Here is a 21,547-nt window from a genome sequence, read left to right as displayed (position 1 = left end):
GTCGCGACTGACCTCGCTCCTACGGCTGGAGGAAGTCCAGTCGGGTGACCGAAGGAGACATCGTGCGATCGTTGTAGCAGGCCCGACATCATGGATACTTCGTCGGACAGCGGTGATCGTTGGCCGCCGTGCCTGCGCGTTACTTCTTCAACCTGGCAACCAGTGCGTGCAATGCCGCCTGCGTGCCGGGCTCCATCCATGCGTTGACGAACCGCTCCAGGTCGATGTGCTCGGGCTGCAGTGCTTCGATCACCGCGGCCCGCGCGATCTGGCGGGTGTGGCGCATGGCTTCGGGCGGCAGCACCAGCAGGGTCTGCAGCCATTCGCGCGCACGCCGGCTGACCGCATCGGGATCGTGGGTCGGGCCGTCGACCGCGCCGGCGTCGACCAGTTCGTCCACCAGGCCGATCTGCAGGGCGCGGGCGGCGTCGACCATCTCGCCTGCCACCAGCATCCGTTCGGCGCGGTGCGGGCCGACCACGCGCCGCATCAGGCGCTGGATGCCTTCGGGAGCGACCAGGCCGACCTGGGTTTCGTTGAGGCCGATGCGGAAATCGCCGGCGGCCATGATCCGGTAGTCGCAGCACAGCGCGTACACGCAGCCGCCGGCGGGGGCATGGCCGGTCAGGGCCGCCACGACCGGCACCGGGCACGCGGCCAGTGCACGGGCGACGCCGAAGAAGGCCTGCCATGCGGCGGTCAGTGCTTCTCGGTCGTCGCCCAGTCCGAGCAGGTAGGGCACATCCAGACCGGCGGAAAAGATCTTCGGCGCGCCGGACAGGACAATGCCGCGGGCGTCGCCGACCAGCGCGGCCTCCAGTGCGTGGCGCAGGTCGCGGCACAGCGCCGGATCGAGGGCGTTGACCGGTGGGCGGGCAAGCTTCAGTTCGACGATGTCGCCGTGCCGGATGGTCTCGACATGACTCATGGGAGCCGGGCTCATGGACTCACGCCCTCGGTCCAGCGGTAACGCACGGTATAGGTCAGCTTGACCTCGCTGTTGGCGGCCACCGGGACGTCGAATTCGACGTGGCTGGCATCCTTCTTTTCCGGCTCGACACTGCTGCCGGTGATGTCCCAGTCACTCCAGCGCGGCATCGCTTCCACCACCCGGATCGTGGTGTCGGTGTCCTTCGCGTTGCCGAGGGTGATGGCGAACGATTCGGTGATCGTGCGGCCCGTGCGGTCGACGCGGAAGGCGGTGGTTTCGCGGTCCGCCCGCAGGTCGAACGCCTTGCCGACGGCGAGCCGGATATCCGCGCCGGCCGGCGTATGCGGCAGGGTGGACTCGCCGAGGAAGTCGTTGCCGTCGAACACCCTCACGCGCCCTGCCGGCAAGGGCTGGCCGAGTCCGGCATCGGCCACATTGCTGATCGAGACCGTCGCCGTGACCGGCAGCGGGCCGGTCTGGCCGCGATAACCCGGGTCGATGTTCGGTTGCGGCGTCGGCCATTGCGGCGCGCCGGCGTCCACCACGTAGGTGCGCTGGCAGTCGATCGCCTCGCGCCGGGCGAACAGGGGCACGCGCTCGGTGGCGCCATTGCTGATCGCGATCGTGCCGGGCAGTTCGTAGGCGTGGTATTCGCCGGACTGGCGCGTGGCCGACATCGGTGGCGCGGCAGCCGCGACGGAGTCGGCCGCGAACTGGTTGCGGAGCTGGTAGCCCTTCTGCAGCGGCGCGCGCCTCGGCTCTCCCGCCACCAGGGTCAGCCGTGCATCGCCAAAGCCCACGCCGGCGCGATTGACCACCAGCGCGGCGCCATCCAGTGCCAGCTTGCACTCCTCGCCGGCACCTTTGGCCAGGGTCGCCAGGTACTCGGCGCGCCACGCCATGCCGCCCATCGGGTAGCTGAGCAGGAAGTTGGCATCGCCTGCGTCGTTGGCGTTCACCGTCCAGCGCAGTTCGGCCTGTTGCGGCACCAGCTTGCTGCCGTCGACCATGCTGAAATTGTCGTAGTCGCGGATGACCTTGATCCGTCCGTCGCCCAGGGCGAGCGTAAGACCGTCACTGGCGGCAAGCAGGATCCCGGCGTCGGTCTGTTTGGCGTTGCCTGCCGTGTGCTCCACGACGATGCGCTGGCCGAGCACCCGCGCGATCACGTCCGCGGTACCCGACAGCGGGGCGACGTAGCGCTGGGACTCCAGGGTGACGCCGGGCGACAGGGCGCGCAGGGTGGCCGCTTCCACGTCCATTGCCGGCGGCACGCTGGTGGCGGCGACCGCATTCGGGCCTGCCTTGAGCGTGTAGTGCAGGGGACGTTCGACCAGCGCATAACCGGGCATGCCGGCACGGGCACTTTCTTCGCGGGCCAGCGCGTCGTAATCGCCGCTGTAGATGGTCAGCCGGGTGACGCCAGCGTCATCCGTTGCCTTGCTGGTGTCCGGCGCGGCGGCCGGCTTGGCGACCGGAGGGGGCTGGGTGGCATCGGGTCCGGGTCCGTTCGAGCACGCGGCAAGTACGCAGGCGACGGCAAGCAATGACAGGCTGTGGCGCATCTCGAACTCCAATTTCGACCTGCCGGTATCATAAGCGCATGAACACATTGCGCGTTTTGCTCGCCGTCGTTTTGCTCGCCGCAACTTTCGTTGCAACGCCGGCCTCCGCCGCCGACTGCAAGCCGGTCGTGACCGGCGGCTGGTTGCGCCTGCCGCCGGTGTCGATGCCGATGCTGGCCGGGTTCGGCACGATCCGGAACGATTGTGCAGAGGCCGTCACGATCGTCGCGGCGAGCAGCCCCGCGTTTGCCGACGTGTCGATCCACGAGACCCGCATCGTCGATGGTGTCAGCCGGATGCGCGCGATGCCGGAACTGGTGATCGCCCCGGGGACCAGCGCCACCCTGGCGCCAGGCGGCCTGCATCTGATGCTGATGCAGCCCCGTGCGGAGCTGCAGGCGGGCGACAAGGTCGGGATCGACTTCGAGCTGAAGGGCGGCGGCGTGCTGCAGGGCCAGTTCGAGGTACGCAAGCCCGGCGGGTAAGCCGCCCGGCCGGATCCGGGCCGGGTTACGCGGATTCCCGGCAGGCCTCGCGCACGGTCGCAGGCAGCGGCGCGGATGCGCCGCTGTCGCGGTCGATCCACACCAGCACCACGTGGCCGTCGCAAAACAGCACGTCGGCGTCCTGTGCATCGACGATGCGGTGGCCGACGGTCAGGCTGCTGTTGCCCAGCCGCTCGACAAACAACTCGATCATCACCTCCGCGGGCCAGGTGATCGGGCGGCGGTAGTTGAGCTGCGCGGCCGCGACCACCGGCGCGACGTGGTCGTCCATGCCCTGGCCGGGCACGCCGAGCATCCACTGCAGGCGCGCCTCTTCCAGATAGCTCAGGTACTTGGAGTTGTTGACGTGGTTGAACGCGTCCAGGTCACGCCAGCGCACGGGCATGGGTACACGGATCAGATCCCGTTGCGCCGGATCGGTCGCAGGCGTTGCCTGGGGCTTCGTCGAGGTCATTGCCGGGGCGGTGGCGGACTTGCCGGAGGCGTTGGTTACCGCCGGCTTGCGTTTGCCGCGTTTGGCCGAGTGACGGGTTTCTGACGCGTGGGGCGCGACTTCCGGCGCGCCCCCTGGGGATGAGGTCTCGTTCGGCTCGGAGGAAGCCTGCACCTTCTTCGACGGTGCAGGCTTGCCCGGTTCGTGCGGGTCGGGTGTGTCGTTCGCGGAGCTGTTCAGCAATCCGTTCCCATCGACCGGCTTCGTGACTCGCTTGCGTGGCTTGCGTGGTGTGGCCGTTTTCGGCTTGTCGGTGTCGCTCATGCGGCGGTCTTCTTCTTGGCTGTCTTGCGGGCGGTCGCTGCGGTACCGGGAGTGGTCCGGGCTGCCTGGTCGTGCGCCCGCGAGCGTTCCAGCATCGGCGCAAGAAAGCGTCCGGTGTAGGAATGCTCCAGCGAGGCGATGTGTTCGGGCGTGCCGCTGGCGAGGATGGTGCCGCCGCGATGGCCGCCCTCGGGGCCGAGGTCGACGATCCAGTCGGCGGTCTTGATCACGTCCAGGTTGTGCTCGATCACCACCACCGTGTTGCCGTCGTCGCGCAGGCGGTGCAGTACTGCCAGCAACGCCTCGATGTCGTGGAAGTGCAGGCCGGTGGTCGGCTCGTCGAGGATGTACAGCGTCTGGCCGGTGTCGCGACGCGACAGTTCCTTGGACAGTTTCACCCGCTGGGCCTCGCCGCCCGACAGGGTGGTCGCGGACTGTCCCAGCTTGATGTAGCTCAGGCCGACGTCGATCAGGGTCTCGAGTTTGCGCGCGATCGACGGGATCGCGTCGAACAGCTCCAGTGCGTCCTCCACGGTCATGTCCAGCACGTCGCTGATGCTGTAGCCCTTGTAGAGGATCTCCAGCGTCTCGCGGTTGTAGCGCTTGCCGCCGCAGACATCGCAGGGCACGTACACGTCCGGCAGGAAGTGCATCTCGACCTTGATCAGCCCATCGCCCTGGCAGGCCTCGCAGCGCCCGCCACGCACGTTGAAGCTGAAGCGTCCAGGCGCATAACCGCGTGCGCGGGCCTCGGGCACCTGTGCGTACAGCTCGCGCAACGGCGTGAACAGGCCGGTGTAGGTGGCCGGGTTGGAGCGCGGTGTGCGTCCGATCGGCGACTGGTTGATCTCGACCACCTTGTCGAACAGGTCCATGTTCTCGATCGAGCGGTACGGCGCGACCGTGCGCGAGGCGCCGTTGAGTTCGTTGGCAGCCAGTTCGTACAGGGTGGCGTTGATCAGGGTCGATTTGCCCGAGCCGGACACGCCGGTGATGCAGGTCAGCAGGCCGGCGGGAATCGACAGGTCGACGTCTTTCAGGTTGTTCCCGGTCGCGCCGCGCAGGTGCAGGGTCATGTCGAGGTTGGGCGCGTGCCGCTTGGCGGGCACCTCGATGCGTTTCTTGCCGCTGAGGTACTGGCCGGTCAGCGAGCGCGGTGCGGCCAGGATGTCCTCGAACCTGCCCTGTGCCACCACTTCGCCGCCATGCACGCCGGCGCCGGGGCCGATGTCGACGATGTGGTCGGCGAGGCGGATCGCGTCCTCGTCGTGCTCGACCACGATCACCGTATTGCCCAGGTCGCGCAGGCGGGTGAGGGTGCCGAGCAGGCGCTCGTTGTCGCGCTGGTGCAGGCCGATGGACGGCTCGTCGAGCACGTACATCACCCCGACCAGGCCGGCGCCGATCTGCGAGGCCAGGCGGATGCGCTGGGCCTCGCCGCCGGACAGCGAGTCGGCCTTGCGCTCCAAGGTCAGGTAGTCGAGGCCGACATCGACCAGGAACTTCAGCCGGTCGCCGATTTCCTTGACGATCTTGCCCGCGATCTCGCCGCGCCAGCCCGCCAGGTGGAGTTTCTTGAAGAACGCCAGCGCCTCGTCGATCGGCAGCACCACGATGTCCGGCAGCGGGTGGCCGTCGACGAACACGTTGCGCGCGGCGCGGTTCAGGCGCTGGCCGCCGCAATCGATGCAGGCGCGCTCGCTGATGTACTTCGCCAGTTCGTCGCGCACCGCGGCCGATTCGGTTTCCTTGTAGCGCCGCTCCAGGTTCGGGACGATGCCCTCGAAGCGGTGCTTGCGTTGGTGTCGGGTGCCGCCTTCGCTGAGGTAGGAGAACGCGATGACCTCGTCGCCGCTGCCGAACAGCACCGCCTGGCGCACTTCTTCCGGCAACTGGTTCCACGGCGTGTTGACGTCGAAACCGTAGTGCTTGCCCAGCGACTGGATCAGCTGGAAGTAATACGCGTTGCGGCGGTCCCAGCCGCGCACCGCTCCGGCTGCCAGAGCGAGTTCGGGGTGCACCACGACCCGCGCCGGATCGAAGTACTCCGCCATGCCCAGGCCGTCGCAGGTGGGGCAGGCGCCGGTCGGCGAGTTGAACGAGAACAGCCGCGGCTCCAGCTCCTGCAACGAGTAGTCGCAGACCGGGCAGCTGTACTTGGAAGAGAATAGCTGCGGTGCGGCTTTCGGATCATCCAGCGACATCACCTGCGCCATGCCGTCGCCGAGTTTGAGCGCGGTTTCGAAGGATTCGGCGAGGCGCTGCTTGAGGTCCTCGCGCGGGCGGAAGCGGTCGATCACCGCCTCGATGGTGTGCTTGGCCCGCAGCGCCAGCGGTGGCACCGCGTCGATCTCGTACAGCTCGCCGTCGACGCGCACGCGCACATAGCCCTGCGCGCGCAGCTGCTCGAACACCTGCGCATGCTCGCCCTTGCGCTCGCGGATCACCGGCGCCAGCAGCATGTAGCGCTGCTCGGCGGTGGCCGGGTCGCTGGCCAGCGCAATCACCTGGTCGACCATCTGGCTGACCGTCTGCGCTTCCAGCGGATACCCGTGGTCGGGGCAGCGCGGCGTGCCGACGCGCGCATACAGCAGGCGCAGGTAGTCGTAGATTTCGGTGATCGTGCCGACGGTGGAGCGCGGGTTGTGCGAGGTCGATTTCTGCTCGATCGAGATCGCCGGACTCAGCCCCTCGATATGGTCGACGTCGGGCTTTTCCATCACCGACAGGAACTGTCGCGCGTAGGCCGACAGCGACTCGACATAGCGGCGCTGTCCTTCCGCGTAGATGGTGTCGAACGCGAGCGAGGACTTGCCCGAACCCGACAGGCCGGTGATCACGATCAGCTTGTCGCGCGGCAGGTCGAGATCGATGTTCTTGAGGTTGTGCGTCCGCGCACCGCGGATGCTGATGAATTCCATCGCCATCGAAGAGCCTGTGAATAGGGGGAGGGCCGTCGAGCTGCGGCGGCAAACAGACGAGCGTATCGAGTGCAGGAAATGGGGGCAAATCGCGAGAATGGAAGCGTACGCGTTCCGTCGTCGGTACCCCGTTCAGCCGTAGCTGTCGTGCGGCCACCCATCATCTCCACGCCGCGCGGCGATCGCCAACCACAGGGGCACGGCGAAACCGGATGTCAGTGCATACGCGAAGCGGTTCGATCCCGGGAGAGATGTGCGGGTCGCGGCTGAAGCCGCTCTACATCCGCGGACATCCTGGGAAGAGTTGCCGCAAGCCACTGAAGCCATTACAATTCCGCTTCTGTCTGCCCTCGATGGCACGGCAGCGACCAAAAATAACTACAGAGGAAGACGGTCATGTACGCAGTAGTAGTCACTGGCGGCAAGCAATACCGCGTCATGCAGGGCGAGACCCTGCGCGTGGAGCTGCTCGAAGCCGAAGCCGGCAGCGAGATCAAGTTCGACAACATCCTGATGCTGGGCAATGGCGAGGGCGAGACCACGCTCGGCGACGCGCTCAAGGGTGCCACCGTCAGCGCGAAGGTGATTGGCCACGGCCGTGCGGACAAGATCCGCATCATCAAGTTCCGTCGCCGCAAGCACCACCGCAAGCAGATGGGCCACCGTCAGCATTACACCGAAATCGAGATCACCGGCATTGCCGGTGGCGACAGCAAGTAAGGAGCAGCAGCCATGGCACATAAAAAGTCCGGAGGCTCGACCCGTAACGGCCGCGACTCCAACCCGAAATACCTCGGCGTCAAGATGTATGGCGGCCAGGCGATCGACGCCGGCAACATCATCATCCGCCAGCGCGGCACCCAGTTCCATCCGGGTCCGGGCGTCGGTCTGGGCCGTGACCACACCCTGTTTGCGCTGATTGACGGCAAGGTCGAGTTCTCGACCAAGGGCCTGAAGAAGCGCCGCACCGTCAGCGTCGTCAGCGAGTGATCGCTGCGGGTCGGGCCTCGAGCCTGATCCGGTACGCACGTTGCAAAGGCCCCGCCCCGGCGGGGCTTTTCATTTCCCGGGCACAATGCCCGGGGCAGAACATGCCACTTATCCATCGAGGTTTTCCATGAAGCTGGTCGACGAAGCCGAAATCCAGGTCTCCGCAGGCGACGGCGGCAACGGCTGCGTCGGTTTCCGCCGTGAGAAGTTCATCCCGCTCGGCGGCCCCGACGGCGGCGATGGCGGCAACGGCGGCAGCGTCTGGCTGGTGGCCGACGAGAACCTCAACACGCTGGTCGACTTCCGTCACCAGCGCCATTTCCGCGCCCGCCGCGGCGAGAACGGCATGGGCCGGCAGATGTACGGCAAGGCCGGCGAGGACACGATCATCACCGTGCCGGTCGGCACCGTGGTGGTCAACGTCGAGACCGATGAGGTGATCGGCGACATGGTCAACCACGGCGACCGCCTGCTGGTCGCCAAGGGCGGGCAGGGTGGGCTGGGCAACATGCATTTCAAGAGCTCGGTCAACCGTGCCCCGCGCAAGGCACTGCCGGGTCTGCCGGGCGAGGAGCGGGTGCTCAAGCTGGAGCTCAAGCTGCTCGCGGACGTGGGCCTGCTGGGCTTCCCGAATGCAGGCAAGAGCACCCTGATCCGCGCGGTCTCGGCAGCGACGCCGAAGGTCGCCGACTACCCGTTCACCACGCTGTATCCGAACCTGGGCGTGGTCAAGGTCGAGCAGTACCGCAGCTTCGTGATCGCCGACATCCCGGGCCTGATCGAGGGCGCGGCCGATGGCGCGGGCCTCGGTGCGCAGTTCCTGCGTCACCTGCAGCGCACCCGCCTGTTGCTGCATCTGGTGGATGTCGCGCCGATGGAGGGCGGGGTGGAGGTCGGTCCGGCCGAGCAGGTGCGGGCAATCGAGCGCGAGCTTGAAAAGCACGATCCGGAGTTGCTGGAAAAGCCCCGCTGGCTGGTGTTCAACAAGGCCGACCTGCTGCTGGAGGAAGAGCGCGAGGCGACCGTCAAGGCGATCGTCGAAGAGCTGGGCTGGAAGGATCGCTGGTACCTGGTTTCGGCCATCGGCCGCGAGGGCACCTGGCCGATCATGCTCGACATCATGGCGTTCTTCGACCGCCAGAAAGCCGAAGCGCTCGAGGCCGAGAACGAAGCGGCGGCCGAGGCGGAAGCGGCATCAGCTCGTGCCTTGCGTGCCGCCGAGCAGGACCGGACGGACGATGCCGGCCACGATGCTGGCTGAAGCCCGACGCTCCCGGGTGTTGGCTGAAATTCGTGGCCTCATGTCCACGGGATCCGGGGGCATTTTCGCTGCGGCGATGACCGCTCGCCGCCGGAGCGAGGCAAGTCGCGATCGGAAGTCGGTCCGATCAGGCCGTCGCTCCCGATCGCGACTTACGTCGCTCCTACAATTACAGCCACAGCCACAGCCACAATCGAAGTCGCGGTCACGGTTACGGCCGCACCACGTCCACGCGCCCGGGGTCGTGGCACTCGCATCGCTGTCGCTCATTCATCGCCCACGAAAAAACCCGGCCGGAGCCGGGTTTTTTCTGCTGTCGCACCTGCCGTCCCGGGAGCCATCGCCGAAGCGACGGCGGCCGGTGTCGCAGGATTGTCAGGCAGCCTTGAGCGCCTTGATGCGGGCGGTCAGGCGGCTCTTGTGGCGGGCAGCCTTGTTCTTGTGGATCAGGCCACGCGAGCTGAACCGGTCGAGGATGGGCTGGGCAACCTTGAAGGCGGCCTCGGCGCTGGCGGCGTCGTTCTCGCCGAGTGCCTTGAGCACCTTCTTCACGGAGGTGCGCAGCATCGAGCGCTGGCTCGCGTTGCGGGCGTTGCGCACGACGGTCTGCTTGGCGCGCTTCTTGGCGGACTTGATGTTTGCCACGGCGTATTCCTGGAAAATTGATTGGAGCTGGAAGAAGAAAATATGATACGGCGGAAAATCAGACAGGAAAGTATGGGCGATTCAGTGGCTTGCGTCAACAATGAAGCTGTCAAGGCCCCGGGTTCGGGGCCAGTCGCCGCGCACGGGTGCCGCGGTCATTCCGGGAGCCGTCCTTGAGCGTTCGCGAGCCGGGCCGCGCCCGTCGCCAGGGAGGCATGCTGCGCTCCACTGCCGTTTTCAGCGTGATGACCTTCATCTCGCGCATTGCCGGCTACCTGCGCGACTGGCTGCAGGCCACCCTGTTCGGCGCGGGCCCGGCGGTCAGCGCGTTCGTGGTCGCCTACCGCATCCCCAACTACCTGCGCCGGATCTTCGCCGAAGGCTCGTTCTCCTCGGCGTTCGTGCCACTGCTGTCGGAGCTGAAGCAGAAGGGCGACGAGAAGGCGTTGCAGGACTTTCTCGACCATGTCGCCGGCGCCTTGCTGGCGGTGGTCGTGGTGGTCAGCGGGCTGGGCATCCTGGCCGCGCCGTGGGTCGCGCGGTTGTTCCTCGCGTTCGCCGACCAGTCCGAATCCGAGCTGGTGCCGCTGACCGCGCAGATGCTGCGGGTCACCTTTCCGTATCTGGTGTTCATCTCGATGACCGCCCTGGCCGGCTCGGTGCTCAACAGCTTCAAGCAGTTCGGCCTGCCGGCGCTGACACCGGTGCTGCACAACCTGGCGATGATCGGCGCGATGCTGTTCCTGGCCGGTTATCTGGACGTGCCGGAGAAGGCGCTGGCCTGGGGCGTGTTGCTGGCCGGCATCCTGCAGATGCTGGTGCTGTGGCCGGCGATGTCCCGGCTGGGCCTGCGCACGCGGTTCAAGTTCAACCTGCGCCACGAGGGCGTGCGGCGGGTGATGAAGCTGATGCTGCCGACGATCTTCTCCTCGTCGGTATCGCAGGTGAACCTGCTGGTCGGCACCGTGTTCGCGTCGCTGCTGGTGCCTGCCGCGCAGTCGTGGCTGTACTACTCGGACCGGCTGACCGAGCTGCCGCTGGGCCTCTTCGGGGTGGCGATCGGCACAGTGATCCTGCCGCAGCTGTCGCGCCTGCATGCCGACAAGGACGCGGGTGGCTACTCGCGATCGCTCGACTGGGGCTTGCGGATGGTGCTGCTGGTCGGTCTGCCGGCGGCGCTGGGTCTGGCCTTGTTGGCCGAGCCTCTGACGGCGTCGCTGTTCCGCTACGGCAAGTTCACCCCGGACGACACCCGGATGGTGGGCTACGCGCTGACCGCGATGAGCGTCGGCATTCCGGCATTCATGCTGAGCAAGGTGTTGCTGCCGGCGTTCTATTCACGCCAGGACACCCGCACGCCGATGCGCGCGGCGATCATCACCGTGGTCGCCAATGTGCTGCTGACGGTCGTCATCGTGACCCCGTTGTGGTGGCTGGACGTGCCGTTCGCGCATGCCGGGATTGCCGGCGCCACCGCGATCGCCGGCATCCTCAATGCAGCGTTGCTGTGGCGCTACCTGAGGCGCGACGGCATCTACCAGGCGCAGCCGGGCTGGGGGCGCTGGCTGTTGCGGATCGCGCTGGGTCTGGTCGCGATGGCGGTGGTGGTGATCGTCCTGCGCGGGTGGATCGGCGACTGGTCGGTGATGACCGGCTTGTGGCGCTGGGCATGGTTGTTGGGCGTGATCGCCGCCGGCGCGGTCGCCTACGGCGTCGTCCTGATCGCCGCCGGGTTGAGGCCGCGGCATTTGAGGCAGTAAGCGCCGGCGTCGACCCGGCGGCGCAATGCGCTTTGCTTATTGCGCCCTTGTATCTTCAACCCACCAGCAATGGGCTGGTGATCCGGGGGCACTCGGATCGGTGCAGGGAGAGACTGCTTGCGCCCTGAGACTGCGAGTCTGAAGCGTAGATCAGCTCCCTGCACCGCCACGACTTTCGAGGCCGAACGGTATCTACGGGCTGAACCGGCGGCCCGGCTATACTTCGCGACGATGAGCAGGCTGTTCAGGGATATCGATGGCGAGGCCCGATGTCCACACGGGAGTGTGGTCTGTATCGGTGCGTTCGATGGCCTGCATCTGGGGCATCGGGCGCTGGTGAAGCGGGCTGTCGCCCGGGCGCACGCGCTTGACCTTCCGGCGGTGGCATTGAGCTTCGAGCCGCTCCCGCGCGAGTTGTTCGCCCGTGGCGCGCCGCCGCCCCGGCTGTTGTCGCCGCGCGCCAAGGCGGAAGGCCTGTTCTGCCTTGGCATCGACCAGGTCGGGCTGCTGCGGTTCAAGGCGAAGATGGCATCGATGAGCGCGGAGGACTTCGTCCGCCAGGTGCTGGTCCGGCTGCTGGACGCGCGTGAAGTCTGGGTCGGGCCCGGATTCCAGTTCGGCAAGGGTCGTGGCGGCGATCTGGCGTTGCTGCAGCAGATGGGCGCTGACGGAACCGCGCGCCCTCACGATTTTGTCGCCACCGCCATCGAGCCGGTACTGCTGGACGGCGAGCGCGTCTCCAGTACCCGCATCCGTGCCGCGTTGCAGGCGGGCGATTTCGCAACGGCCACGCGCTTGTTGGGGCGGCCGTATGCCATCGGCGGGCGGGTGGTGCGTGGAGCCCAGCTGGGCCGCACGCTCGGTTTTCCGACCGCGAACCTGCGCTTCGCCGGCAAGACGCCGCCGCTGTCGGGCATCTACGCCACGCGCGTTCACGGTATCGGCGAAACGCCCTGGGCCTCGGTCTCCAGCCTCGGTACCCGGCCGACCGTGGACGGCACCGAGCCGCTGCTGGAAGCCCACCTGTTCGATTTCGACGGCGACCTGTACGGTCGGCGGATCGAGATCGAGTTCGTCGCCAAGTTGCGCGACGAGGAAATGTTCGATGACCTGCCGGCCCTCACCGCGCAGATGCACTGCGATGCCGCCCAGGCACGCGCACTCCTGATGCAACCCCAACCGCGAGTCACTGCGTGAGCGATTCCAAAGCCCCCAATCCCTACAAGTCCACCCTGAACCTGCCATCGACGGATTTCCCGATGCGCGGTGATCTGCCCAGGCGCGAACCGGTCACGCTCGCGCGCTGGGAGAAGGACGGCCTCTACGCCCGTATCCGCGACAAGGTGAAGGACCGTGAGCGCAGCTTCGTGCTGCACGATGGACCGCCGTACGCCAACGGCGTGATCCACATCGGCCACGCGGTCAACAAGGTGCTCAAGGACATGGCGGTGAAGTCGAAGCTGCTGTCCGGCTTCGACGCGCCCTACGTGCCGGGCTGGGATTGCCACGGCCTGCCGATCGAGATCGCGATCGAGAAGAAGTACGGCAAGGTCGGCGTCAAGCTGGATGCCGCCGGATTCCGCCAGAAGTGCCGCGAATACGCCGCCGAGCAGGTCGACCTGCAGCGCGCGGACTTCAAGCGACTGGGCGTGATCGGCGACTGGGAAAATCCCTACCTGACGATGAATCCTCGCTACGAGGCGGACATGCTGCGCGCGCTGGCGAAGATCATCGACCGCGGCCACCTGCTGCGCGGCGCCAAGCCGGTGCACTGGTGCTTCGATTGCGGCTCGGCGCTGGCCGAGGCGGAGATCGAATACGCCGACAAGGTCTCGCCGGCGGTCGACGTGGCCTATCCGGTGACCTCGGCAAGCGAGCTCGCCAGTGCGTTCGGCGTTGCGCTGGACGACGGCGTCGAGATCGCGGTGCCGATCTGGACCACCACCCCGTGGACGCTGCCCGCCAGCGTCGCGATCAGCCTGGGCGCGGACCTCGACTATGTGCTGGTCGAAGGCCCGAAGACGAAGGACGGCGGTCGCCGCTGGCTGGTGCTGGCTGAAGTGCTGGCCGCCCGCTCGCTGGCCCGCTACGGCATCGAGGAGGTCGTGATCCACGGCCATGCCAAGGGTGCGGCGTTGGAGAACCTGCTCACCCGCCACCCGTTCTACAGCGACCGCGAGATTCCGCTGCTGCTCGGCGAACACGTCTCCGACGAGGACGGCACCGGCGCCGTCCACACCGCGCCCGGCCACGGCCAGGAGGACTTCGCGGTCGCGCGCCACTACGGCCTGCTGGATCGCTACGAAGACGGCCAGCTCACGCCGGTCGATGGTCGTGGCGTGTACCTGCCGGGAACTCCGCCGGTCGAAGGTGTGGCGCTGGAAGGCGTGCACATCTGGAAGGCGAACGACCTGATCGTCGAGGCGCTGCAGGGCAACGGCTCGCTGCTCGCGCTGGCCCGCCTCAACCACAGCTACCCGCATTGCTGGCGGCACAAGACCCCGGTTGCGTTCCGGGCCACGCCGCAATGGTTCATCTCGATGGATCAGGCCCACCTGCGCCGCGATGCGCTGGCCGCGATCGATGAAGTGAAGTGGTTCCCGGAGTGGGGCCAGGCACGCATCGGCGGCATGGTCGAGGGCCGGCCGGACTGGGGCATCAGCCGCCAGCGCACCTGGGGCGTGCCGATCGCGCTGTTCACCCACCGCATCACCGGCGAGCTGCACCCGCGCTCGGTCGCGCTGATGAACGAGGTGGCGGCGCTGGTCGAGGTCGACGGCATCGATGCCTGGTACGCGCTGGATTCCGCCACGCTGCTGGGCGACGAGGCCGGTGACTACGAGAAGGTCACCGACATCCTGGATGTCTGGTTCGACTCCGGCGTCAGCCACGACTGCGTGCTGGCAAAGCGTCCGCAGGACGGTCTGCGCAAGCCGGCCGACCTGTACCTGGAAGGCTCCGACCAGCATCGCGGCTGGTTCCAGTCGTCGCTGCTGACCGCGGTGGCGATGGACGGTGTCGCGCCATTCAAGCAGGTGCTGACGCACGGGTTCACGGTCGATTCGGCCGGTCGCAAGATGTCCAAGTCGGTCGGCAACGTGGTCTCGCCGCAGAAGGTCATCGACGCGATGGGCGCCGACGTGCTGCGGCTGTGGATCGCCTCCGCCGACTACAGCAACGAGATGGCGGTGTCCGACGAGATCCTGAAACGCAGCGGCGACGGCTACCGCCGCATCCGCAACACCGCGCGGTTCCTGCTTGCCAACCTGCACGGTTTCGACCCGGCCACGGACCTGCTGCCGATCGACGGAATGGTCGAGCTGGACCGCTGGATCGTGCACCGCGCGCACGAGTTGCAGGGCCGCATCATCGAGGCCTGCGAGGACTATGACTTTCCCGAGATTGTGCAGATCCTCGCCAATTTCTGCAGCGTCGACTTGGGTTCGCTGTATCTGGATGTCACCAAGGACCGCCTGTACACGATGCGCGAGGACTCGCCCGGCCGGCGCTCGGCGCAGAGCGCGATGTACCGCATCGCCGAGGCCTTCGTGCGCTGGATCGCGCCGATCCTGAGCTTCACCGCCGAGGAAATGTGGGAGCACCTGCCGCCGGTCACCGCGGACGGCCCGCGCGCCGGCAACGTGCTGTTCACGACCTGGTACGACGGCCTGGCGCCGTTGCCCGATGACGCGCCGCTGTCGGCGGCGGACTTCAAGCGCCTGCTGGCCCTGCGCGAGCAGGTCAGCAAGGTGCTCGAACCGATGCGCGCCGAAGGCAGGATCGGCGCTGCGCTGGACGCCGAGATCGGCCTGCGCTGCGGCGTCGCCGACCAGAACTGGCTGGCGCCGTTCATCGACGAGTTGCGCTTCCTGTTCATCAGCGGCGACGTGCGCATGGTGGCCGACGACAAGCTGGCCGAGATGGAGGTTATCGCCGAGCCTTCGACCAAGCCCAAGTGCGGCCGCTGCTGGCACCACCGCGCCGATGTCGGTACCCACGCCGCCCATCCGACCCTGTGCGGGCGATGTGTCGATAACGTCGACGGCAACGGCGAACACCGGAAGTGGTTCTGATGCGTCCGGTCAAACCCAATGCGCTTGTCTGGCTGGCCTTGTCGGCGCTCGTCATCGTCCTCGACCAGTGGAGCAAATACTGGGTGCTGACCGCATTGCCCGAATACACCGCCATCCCGGTCATCGAGGGCGTCTGGAACTGGTACCGCACCTACAACACCGGTGCGGCCTTCAGCTTCCTCAGCGACGCCGGCGGCTGGCAGAAGTACTTCTTCGTGGTACTCGCGGCGGGCATCTGCGGTCTGCTCGCTTACTGGTTGACCCGGACGGCGCGCGGCGACTGGAAAACCGCGCTGCCGTATGCGCTGGTGATCGGCGGTGCGGTCGGCAATGTCATTGACCGCCTCATCCACGGCCATGTCGTCGACTTCATCCAGTGGCACTGGCAGGACTGGTACTGGCCCGCGTTCAACATTGCCGACGCGGCCATCGTCGGCGGCGCGATCGGCATCGCCCTGTTCGGGCTGCTGGGCGGTCACGCGGACAAGAAGGCCTGAGGCGCGGTTACAGCGTAAAATCGCCGGATGGACCTGATTCTTGCCAATCCCCGTGGTTTCTGTGCCGGCGTCGACCGCGCGATCGAAATCGTCAACCGCTCGCTGGAACTGTTCGGCGCGCCGATCTATGTGCGCCATGAAGTCGTGCACAACAAGTTCGTGGTGGACGACCTCAAGCAGCGCGGCGCGGTATTCGTCGAGGAACTCGATGAGGTGCCCGACGGCGCCACCGTGATCTTCAGCGCCCACGGCGTCTCCCGCGCGGTGCGCGAGGAGGCCGATCGCCGTGGCCTGAAAGTGTTCGACGCGACCTGTCCGCTGGTGACCAAGGTGCACCTGGAAGTCTCGCGTGAGTGCCGCGCCGGTCGCGACATGGTGCTGATCGGCCACGCCGGCCACCCCGAAGTCGAGGGCACGATGGGCCAGTGGCGGACGGGCGAGGCCAAGGGCCGCATCTACCTGGTCGAGAACCTGGAAGACGCCGCAACGCTGGTGGTCGACCAGCCGGATCATGTGTCCTACACCACCCAGACCACGCTGTCGGTGGACGACACCCGCGCGATCATCGCCGCGCTGCGCGAGCGCTTCCCGGCCATCGAAGGGCCGAAGAAGGACGACATCTGCTACGCCACCCAGAATCGCCAGGACGCCGTGCGCGAGCTCGCCGGCCGTTGCGACCTGGTGCTGGTGGTCGGTTCGGTCAACAGTTCCAACTCCAATCGCCTGCGCGAGCTGGCCGAGCGCGAAGGCGTCCAGGCCCACCTGATCGACGGCGCCGACGAGATCGACCCCGCCTGGCTCGTGGGCCGCAAGCAGATCGGCATCACCGCCGGCGCGTCCGCCCCGGAAATCCTCGTGCGCGGCGTGATCGACCGCCTGCGCGAGCTGGGTGCCGGCAACCTGGTCGACCTCAAGGGTGAGCCGGAGAACATGGTGTTCGCGTTGCCGAAGGAGCTGCGCGAGCGCGCCGTCGATTGACCGGCAGCCCTTGCCAACACTACAATTCAGCCCCTCGCCGGAATAGCTCAGTTGGTAGAGCGGCGCATTCGTAATGCGTAGGTCGTAGGTTCGATTCCTATTTCCGGCACCACGTGATTTCCGCGGCATCCCGACCGTCTGGAAAATGATCTGCAGGCTCTCGCCTTGCCGGATCCACAAAGCCCGCCTCGGCGGGTTTTTTTGTTGCCCGGGTTTTACACGCCGGTTCGACCGACCGTCCATAGCCAATGACTCGCTGGCCTTCGTCGCTCTCGGGTAACCGGATGATGGCCGGGCCGAGGTCGGATACGTCGTTTTCGGATTGAGGCTCGCAGAACGGCAAGGTGCCGTCGGCGCAGCGGCTTGATCGCGCATAATCGATCGCGGCGCAATGTGCGCCACGGCATGCGGCCAACGGGGACCACACCATGCAGCACCGCTTCGCGCTGGACACAGCGAACATCGCCATCGTGGGCCTGGGCTATGTCGGCCTGCCGCTGGCGGTGGAGTTCGGCAAGCAGTACGACACGGTCGGTTTCGACTTGAACGCGGAGCGGGTGGCTGCCTTGGCGGGCGGTGTCGACAGCACGCTGGAAGTCGAACCGGAGCTGCTGGCCTCGGCCACGCGCCTGCGGTTCACGACGCAGCTGGACGATATCGCCGCCTGCAACGTCTACATCGTGACCGTGCCCACGCCGATCGATTCAGCCAAGCGGCCGGACCTGGGCCCGCTGATCAAGGCCAGCGAGGCGATCGGCAGCGTGCTGCGCGATGGCGACGTCGTCATCTACGAGTCCACGGTCTACCCCGGCTGCACCGAGGAAGTCTGCGTGCCGATCCTGGAGCGGGTGTCGGGGCTGAAGTTCAACCAGAGTTTCTACTGCGGCTACTCCCCCGAGCGCATCAACCCCGGCGACAAGGCCCACCGCGTCACCACGATCCTCAAGGTGACGTCCGGCTCCACGCCCGAAACCGCGACCTTCGTCGACCGCCTGTACGCCAGCATCATCACCGCCGGTACCCACAAGGCCAGCAGCATCAAGGTCGCCGAGGCCGCCAAGGTGATCGAGAACACCCAGCGCGACCTCAACATCGCGCTGGTCAACGACCTGGCGATCCTGTTCAACAAGCTCGGCATCGACACCCTGGAAGTGCTGGAAGCCGCCGGTACCAAGTGGAACTTCCTGCCGTTCCGCCCGGGTCTGGTCGGCGGCCACTGCATCAGCGTCGACCCCTATTACCTGACCCACAAGGCGCAGGAGGTCGGCCACCATCCGCAGGTGATCCTGGCCGGCCGCCGCACCAACGACGGCATGGGCGGCTACGTGGCCGACCAGGTGATCAAGCTGATGGTCCGCAAGGGCATCAACCCGGTGCATGCGCGGGTGCTGCTGCTGGGGCTGGCGTTCAAGGAGAACTGCCCGGACCTGCGCAATACCCGCGTGGTCGACATCGTCGCAGCGCTGCAGGACTACAGCGCACAGGTGGACGTGTTCGATCCGTGGGTGGACGCGGCCCAGGCGCAGCACGAATACGGGTTGATGCCCATTTCCGGACCGGGACAGGGTGTCTACGACGCGGTGGTCGTCGCGGTGGGCCATGACGAGTTCCGCGCCCTCGGCGCCGCCGGCATCCGCGCGTTCGGCAAACCGGAAACCGTCATCTACGACGTCAAATATGTGCTGCCGCGCGAAAGCGTGGACGGTCGGCTTTGAAGCGTAGGAAGGGCAATTAACTTGCATTGGGACTCGTGTCAATGTAATTTAATTTGATATGGTCAAGCGGGTTCCTCCAACTCATCCGCACGCTCGGCGCCAGGTCGTGGCGTTGGGTAAGCGCTTGCGCGCGGCGCGCTTACGGCGCGCGATGACCCAGGGACAGCTCGCGGAACGCGTGGGCGTAAGCACCCCCACGATTGGGAAACTTGAAGGTGGCGATCCGTCGACCAGCTTGGCGACCGTGTTGCGGGTGTTGACCGTGCTGGGTCTGAACGAGGACGTGGATTTGCTGGCAGCGGAAGATTCGCTGGGCCGCAGCCTGCAGGACAGCCAACTCAAGCCGCCGAGGCCGAAGTCGACGCAGACACAGGCACAGGCAGAGAAACAGACGCTCACTCCCCGGGTTGCCAAACGGTGAGCCGGTTGGAGGTGTGGATGGAGGATGACTCGTTGGGCGGCCGTGCATTGGTGGGCCACTTGACCAGATCGTCCAGCAAGACCGGGGAAGCGGTGAGCTTCGAGTATTCGCCGCAGTGGCTTGATGGGCAGGATCCCATCGCGGGTTTCCAGCTGGATCCACAGCTCTATCTCGCCGGCGGGCAGATCTATTCCCGTGCCGGCGCCGATCGCCTGAGTGGGAGTTTTGTCGACTGTTCTCCGGACCGTTGGGGCAAGTTGTTGATGGATCGGAGGGAGGCCATCGAGGCGCGGGAGCAGGACCGCCGGGTGCGCAACCTGCGCGAATGGGATTACCTGGTCGGTGTGAACGACGAGTCCCGCATGGGGGCGTTGCGATTGTGGGACAACGAGGAACAGGTCTACCGCGATGCGCGCGGCTTGAGCTCTCCGCCCATCACGGACCTGCGCGAGCTCGAAGCAGCAGCCGAGGCGGTGGAACGCGGCGATCCGGCCGACACCGCGCTGATGCGCAAGTGGCTCATGCAACTGATAGCGCCGGGCGCTTCCTTGGGCGGTGCACGCCCCAAGGCGAGCTTTCGCGACGTGGACGGCTCGCTCTGGTTGGCCAAGTTCCCGTCCACGGAGGACCGGCGCAATGTGGGCCTTTGGGAGCTGCTGGCATACCAGTTGTCCCTGGATGCCGGGATCGTGATGCCGCCGGCGAAGGTGCTTCGACTGTCCGGCCGTGGACATACCTACGCGGTGACGCGCTTCGATCGCATGGCGGGATCGCGCCGCGCGTACGCCTCGGCAATGACACTGCTGGATGCTACCGAAAGCGAAGGGTTCTCCTACCTCGACCTGGTGCTTGTGATCGAGCGCGAAGGCGCGTCAACGACGATTGCCGCAGATCTGGAACAGCTGTTTCGGCGCGTGATGTTCAACATCCTCATTGGCAACCGCGACGATCACCTGCGCAACCATGGGTTTCTTCGCCAGGGCAATGGCTGGCGACTGTCCCCGGCCTTTGATGTCAATCCCAATCCCGACAAGCACGACCATGTGCTGGCGATCGATGAGTCCGATACGAGCCCGGACACGGCGCTGCTGTTGTCGAGTGCCGACTATTATCGTCTGGGAAAACGCGTCGCCGATGAAATTGCCGAACAGATCCGCGCGGTGGTGCGTGGTTGGGAAAAGCGCGCCGAGACGCTTGGGCTGAGGGGGCATGAGGTAGATGTCATGCGTGGTGTGATTGATCCGGAAAGATGATGTCATCGATCATTTTCGACGCCAAATACAGATGCGGCCGCGTGAGTGTGTCGATGGGCGTTCGGGAGCTTGATGTGGTCTACAGATAGTGTCATTACCTGACATCTTCTGTTGACTCGCGATAGTCCAGTCGCAGGGCCGGGAGAAAAATCCTGGCCGACAAGCTGGTGGCGTTAGCGTTGTAAAAGAAGAGCCTCGCCGCACCAGGACCGGTTGACGGTACGGCAAACAACTAATGAGTGGATTAACTTGAAAATTCTGGTCACCGGCACCGCCGGCTTCATCGGCTCGCACGTCGCCCTCAAGCTGCTTGAACGCGGCGACGAGGTCATCGGCTTCGACAACCTCAGCGATTACTACGACGTGACGCTGAAGCAGGCGCGGCTGGCGCGCTTTGCCGACCACCCGCGCTATACCCACATCCAGGCCGACCTGGCCGATCGCGAGGCGGTCGAGGCGGCGTTCGCGACCCACAAGCCGCAGCGCGTGATCAACCTGGCCGCGCAGGCGGGTGTGCGCTACGCGGCGCAGAACCCGCATGTGTATGTGAGCAGCAACGTCACCGGCTTTCTGCACATTCTGGAAGGCTGTCGGCATCACGATGTGGAGCATCTGGTGTTCGCCTCGACGAGTTCGGTGTACGGCGCGAACACCACGATGCCGTTCTCCGAGCACCAGTCCACCGAGCACCCGCTGACGCTGTACGCGGCGACCAAGAAAGCCAACGAGATGATGGCGCACAGCTACGCGCACCTCTACGGCATCCCGAGCACGGGGCTGCGGTTTTTCACCGTCTACGGCCCGTGGGGCCGGCCGGACATGGCGCTGTTCCTGTTCACCAAGGCGATCCTGGCGGGCGAGCCGATCAAGGTGTTCAACCATGGCCACCACAAGCGCAGCTTCACCTACATCGACGACATCGTGGAGGGCGTGATCCGCTCGCTGGACCACCCGCCGGCGGTCAACCCCGGCTGGAACGCCGCCGCGCCCGATCCGGCGACCAGCAACGCGCCGTACCGCCTGTTCAACATCGGCAACGAAAGCACGGTGGAACTGCTGCGCTACATCGAAGTGCTGGAACAGTGCCTCGGCCGCAAGGCGCAGATGGAGTTGTTGCCGCTGCAGGCCGGCGACGTGCCCGATACCGAGGCCGACGTGTCCGAGCTGGTCCATGCCGTCGACTACCGACCGCAGGTATCGGTGGAAGAAGGCGTGGCGAACTTCGTGCGGTGGTATCGGGAGTATTACGGCGCGTAGGGTGTATTAGCCGAAGG

Annotated in this window: 17 protein-coding genes, 1 tRNA gene and 1 pseudogene; 14 read left to right on the top strand and 5 right to left on the bottom strand. The window is 66.3% G+C overall.

Features of this window, described 5'->3' with window-relative positions; all coding sequences use genetic code 11:
- Positions 1 to 139: 139 nt before the first annotated feature.
- Together N792_RS02835 and N792_RS02830 are read right to left on the bottom strand one after the other, a co-directional pair.
- Complete coding sequence (locus tag N792_RS02835) at positions 140 to 943, bottom strand: enoyl-CoA hydratase/isomerase family protein (RefSeq protein WP_224743921.1); 804 nt, start codon at positions 941 to 943, stop codon at positions 140 to 142.
- The gene (locus tag N792_RS02830; protein ID WP_191150508.1) at positions 940 to 2,496 is read right to left on the bottom strand and encodes a DUF4139 domain-containing protein; all 1,557 of its coding nucleotides are present in this window, start codon (positions 2,494 to 2,496) and stop codon (positions 940 to 942) included. Before N792_RS02830 ends, N792_RS02835 begins: the two co-directional genes overlap by 4 nt.
- Positions 2,497 to 2,534: 38 nt before the next feature.
- On the opposite strand from N792_RS02830, the gene N792_RS02825 reads away from it, so the two are divergent.
- Entirely contained in the window at positions 2,535 to 2,981 is a 447-nt protein-coding gene (locus tag N792_RS02825) for a copper chaperone PCu(A)C (RefSeq protein WP_036192583.1), read from the top strand.
- A gap of 25 nt (positions 2,982 to 3,006) precedes the next feature.
- Here N792_RS02825 and N792_RS02820 read toward each other — a convergent pair whose 3' ends face one another.
- Both N792_RS02820 and uvrA read right to left on the bottom strand, forming a co-directional pair.
- Positions 3,007 to 3,456: an acyl-CoA thioesterase gene (locus tag N792_RS02820; protein WP_052103353.1), complete on the bottom strand. Its 450-nt coding sequence runs from the start codon at positions 3,454 to 3,456 to the stop codon at positions 3,007 to 3,009.
- Positions 3,457 to 3,769: 313 nt separating this feature from the next.
- Positions 3,770 to 6,686 (bottom strand): annotated as a pseudogene (gene uvrA / locus N792_RS02815) (excinuclease ABC subunit UvrA); the annotation flags it as partial.
- 390 nt (positions 6,687 to 7,076) lie between these two features.
- On the opposite strand from uvrA, the gene rplU reads away from it, so the two are divergent.
- The 3 genes from rplU to cgtA all read left to right on the top strand — a co-directional run bounded on the left by rplU (position 7,077) and on the right by cgtA (position 8,931).
- Complete coding sequence (rplU, locus tag N792_RS02810; RefSeq protein ID WP_036192582.1) at positions 7,077 to 7,400, top strand: 50S ribosomal protein L21; 324 nt, start codon at positions 7,077 to 7,079, stop codon at positions 7,398 to 7,400.
- Positions 7,401 to 7,412: 12 nt separating this feature from the next.
- Positions 7,413 to 7,670 (top strand): 50S ribosomal protein L27, encoded by a 258-nt coding sequence (rpmA, locus tag N792_RS02805; RefSeq protein ID WP_036192581.1) that lies wholly within the window; start codon positions 7,413 to 7,415, stop codon positions 7,668 to 7,670.
- A 127-nt stretch (positions 7,671 to 7,797) separates the two neighbouring features.
- On the top strand, positions 7,798 to 8,931 hold the full coding sequence (gene cgtA / locus N792_RS02800) for an Obg family GTPase CgtA (protein WP_052103351.1): 1,134 nt from the start codon (positions 7,798 to 7,800) through the stop codon (positions 8,929 to 8,931).
- A 375-nt stretch (positions 8,932 to 9,306) separates the two neighbouring features.
- Here cgtA and rpsT read toward each other — a convergent pair whose 3' ends face one another.
- On the bottom strand, positions 9,307 to 9,576 hold the full coding sequence (rpsT, locus tag N792_RS02795; RefSeq protein ID WP_036192580.1) for a 30S ribosomal protein S20: 270 nt from the start codon (positions 9,574 to 9,576) through the stop codon (positions 9,307 to 9,309).
- Positions 9,577 to 9,749: 173 nt separating this feature from the next.
- Here rpsT and murJ point away from each other — a divergent pair, with 173 nt between their 5' ends.
- The 10 genes from murJ (at position 9,750) to N792_RS02745 (ending at position 21,530) form a co-directional block, all read left to right on the top strand.
- Positions 9,750 to 11,336, top strand: a complete 1,587-nt coding sequence (gene murJ / locus N792_RS02790) for a murein biosynthesis integral membrane protein MurJ (protein ID WP_224743922.1) — start codon at positions 9,750 to 9,752, stop codon at positions 11,334 to 11,336.
- 231 nt (positions 11,337 to 11,567) lie between these two features.
- The gene (locus N792_RS02785; protein ID WP_036192578.1) at positions 11,568 to 12,533 is read left to right on the top strand and encodes a bifunctional riboflavin kinase/FAD synthetase; all 966 of its coding nucleotides are present in this window, start codon (positions 11,568 to 11,570) and stop codon (positions 12,531 to 12,533) included.
- 62 nt (positions 12,534 to 12,595) lie between these two features.
- Positions 12,596 to 15,409, top strand: coding sequence for an isoleucine--tRNA ligase (ileS, locus tag N792_RS02780; protein WP_052103446.1), 2,814 nt, complete (start codon positions 12,596 to 12,598; stop codon positions 15,407 to 15,409).
- Entirely contained in the window at positions 15,409 to 15,906 is a 498-nt protein-coding gene (lspA, locus tag N792_RS02775) for a signal peptidase II (RefSeq protein WP_036192576.1), read from the top strand. Before ileS ends, lspA begins: the two co-directional genes overlap by 1 nt.
- A 27-nt stretch (positions 15,907 to 15,933) precedes the next feature.
- The gene (gene ispH, locus N792_RS02770; protein WP_036192575.1) at positions 15,934 to 16,884 is read left to right on the top strand and encodes a 4-hydroxy-3-methylbut-2-enyl diphosphate reductase; all 951 of its coding nucleotides are present in this window, start codon (positions 15,934 to 15,936) and stop codon (positions 16,882 to 16,884) included.
- Between the two features lie 36 nt (positions 16,885 to 16,920).
- Positions 16,921 to 16,996 (top strand) — tRNA-Thr (locus N792_RS02765).
- Positions 16,997 to 17,312: 316 nt separating this feature from the next.
- Positions 17,313 to 18,599, top strand: a complete 1,287-nt coding sequence (gene tviB / locus N792_RS02760) for a Vi polysaccharide biosynthesis UDP-N-acetylglucosamine C-6 dehydrogenase TviB (RefSeq protein ID WP_036192574.1) — start codon at positions 17,313 to 17,315, stop codon at positions 18,597 to 18,599.
- 58 nt (positions 18,600 to 18,657) lie between these two features.
- Positions 18,658 to 19,020 carry a helix-turn-helix transcriptional regulator gene (locus tag N792_RS02755; RefSeq protein ID WP_052103349.1) on the top strand — a complete coding sequence of 121 codons (363 nt, stop codon included), beginning with the start codon at positions 18,658 to 18,660 and terminating at the stop codon, positions 19,018 to 19,020.
- 50 nt (positions 19,021 to 19,070) lie between these two features.
- Positions 19,071 to 20,273 carry a type II toxin-antitoxin system HipA family toxin gene (locus tag N792_RS02750; protein WP_425478840.1) on the top strand — a complete coding sequence of 401 codons (1,203 nt, stop codon included), beginning with the start codon at positions 19,071 to 19,073 and terminating at the stop codon, positions 20,271 to 20,273.
- A gap of 249 nt (positions 20,274 to 20,522) precedes the next feature.
- Positions 20,523 to 21,530: an NAD-dependent epimerase gene (locus N792_RS02745; protein WP_036192572.1), complete on the top strand. Its 1,008-nt coding sequence runs from the start codon at positions 20,523 to 20,525 to the stop codon at positions 21,528 to 21,530.
- The last annotated feature ends 17 nt before the right edge of the window (positions 21,531 to 21,547 follow it).

Origin of the sequence: Lysobacter concretionis Ko07 = DSM 16239, from assembly GCF_000768345.1 — a bacterium.
GTDB lineage: Bacteria > Pseudomonadota > Gammaproteobacteria > Xanthomonadales > Xanthomonadaceae > Novilysobacter > Novilysobacter concretionis.
This window is presented reverse-complemented; position numbering and strand designations above follow the sequence as displayed.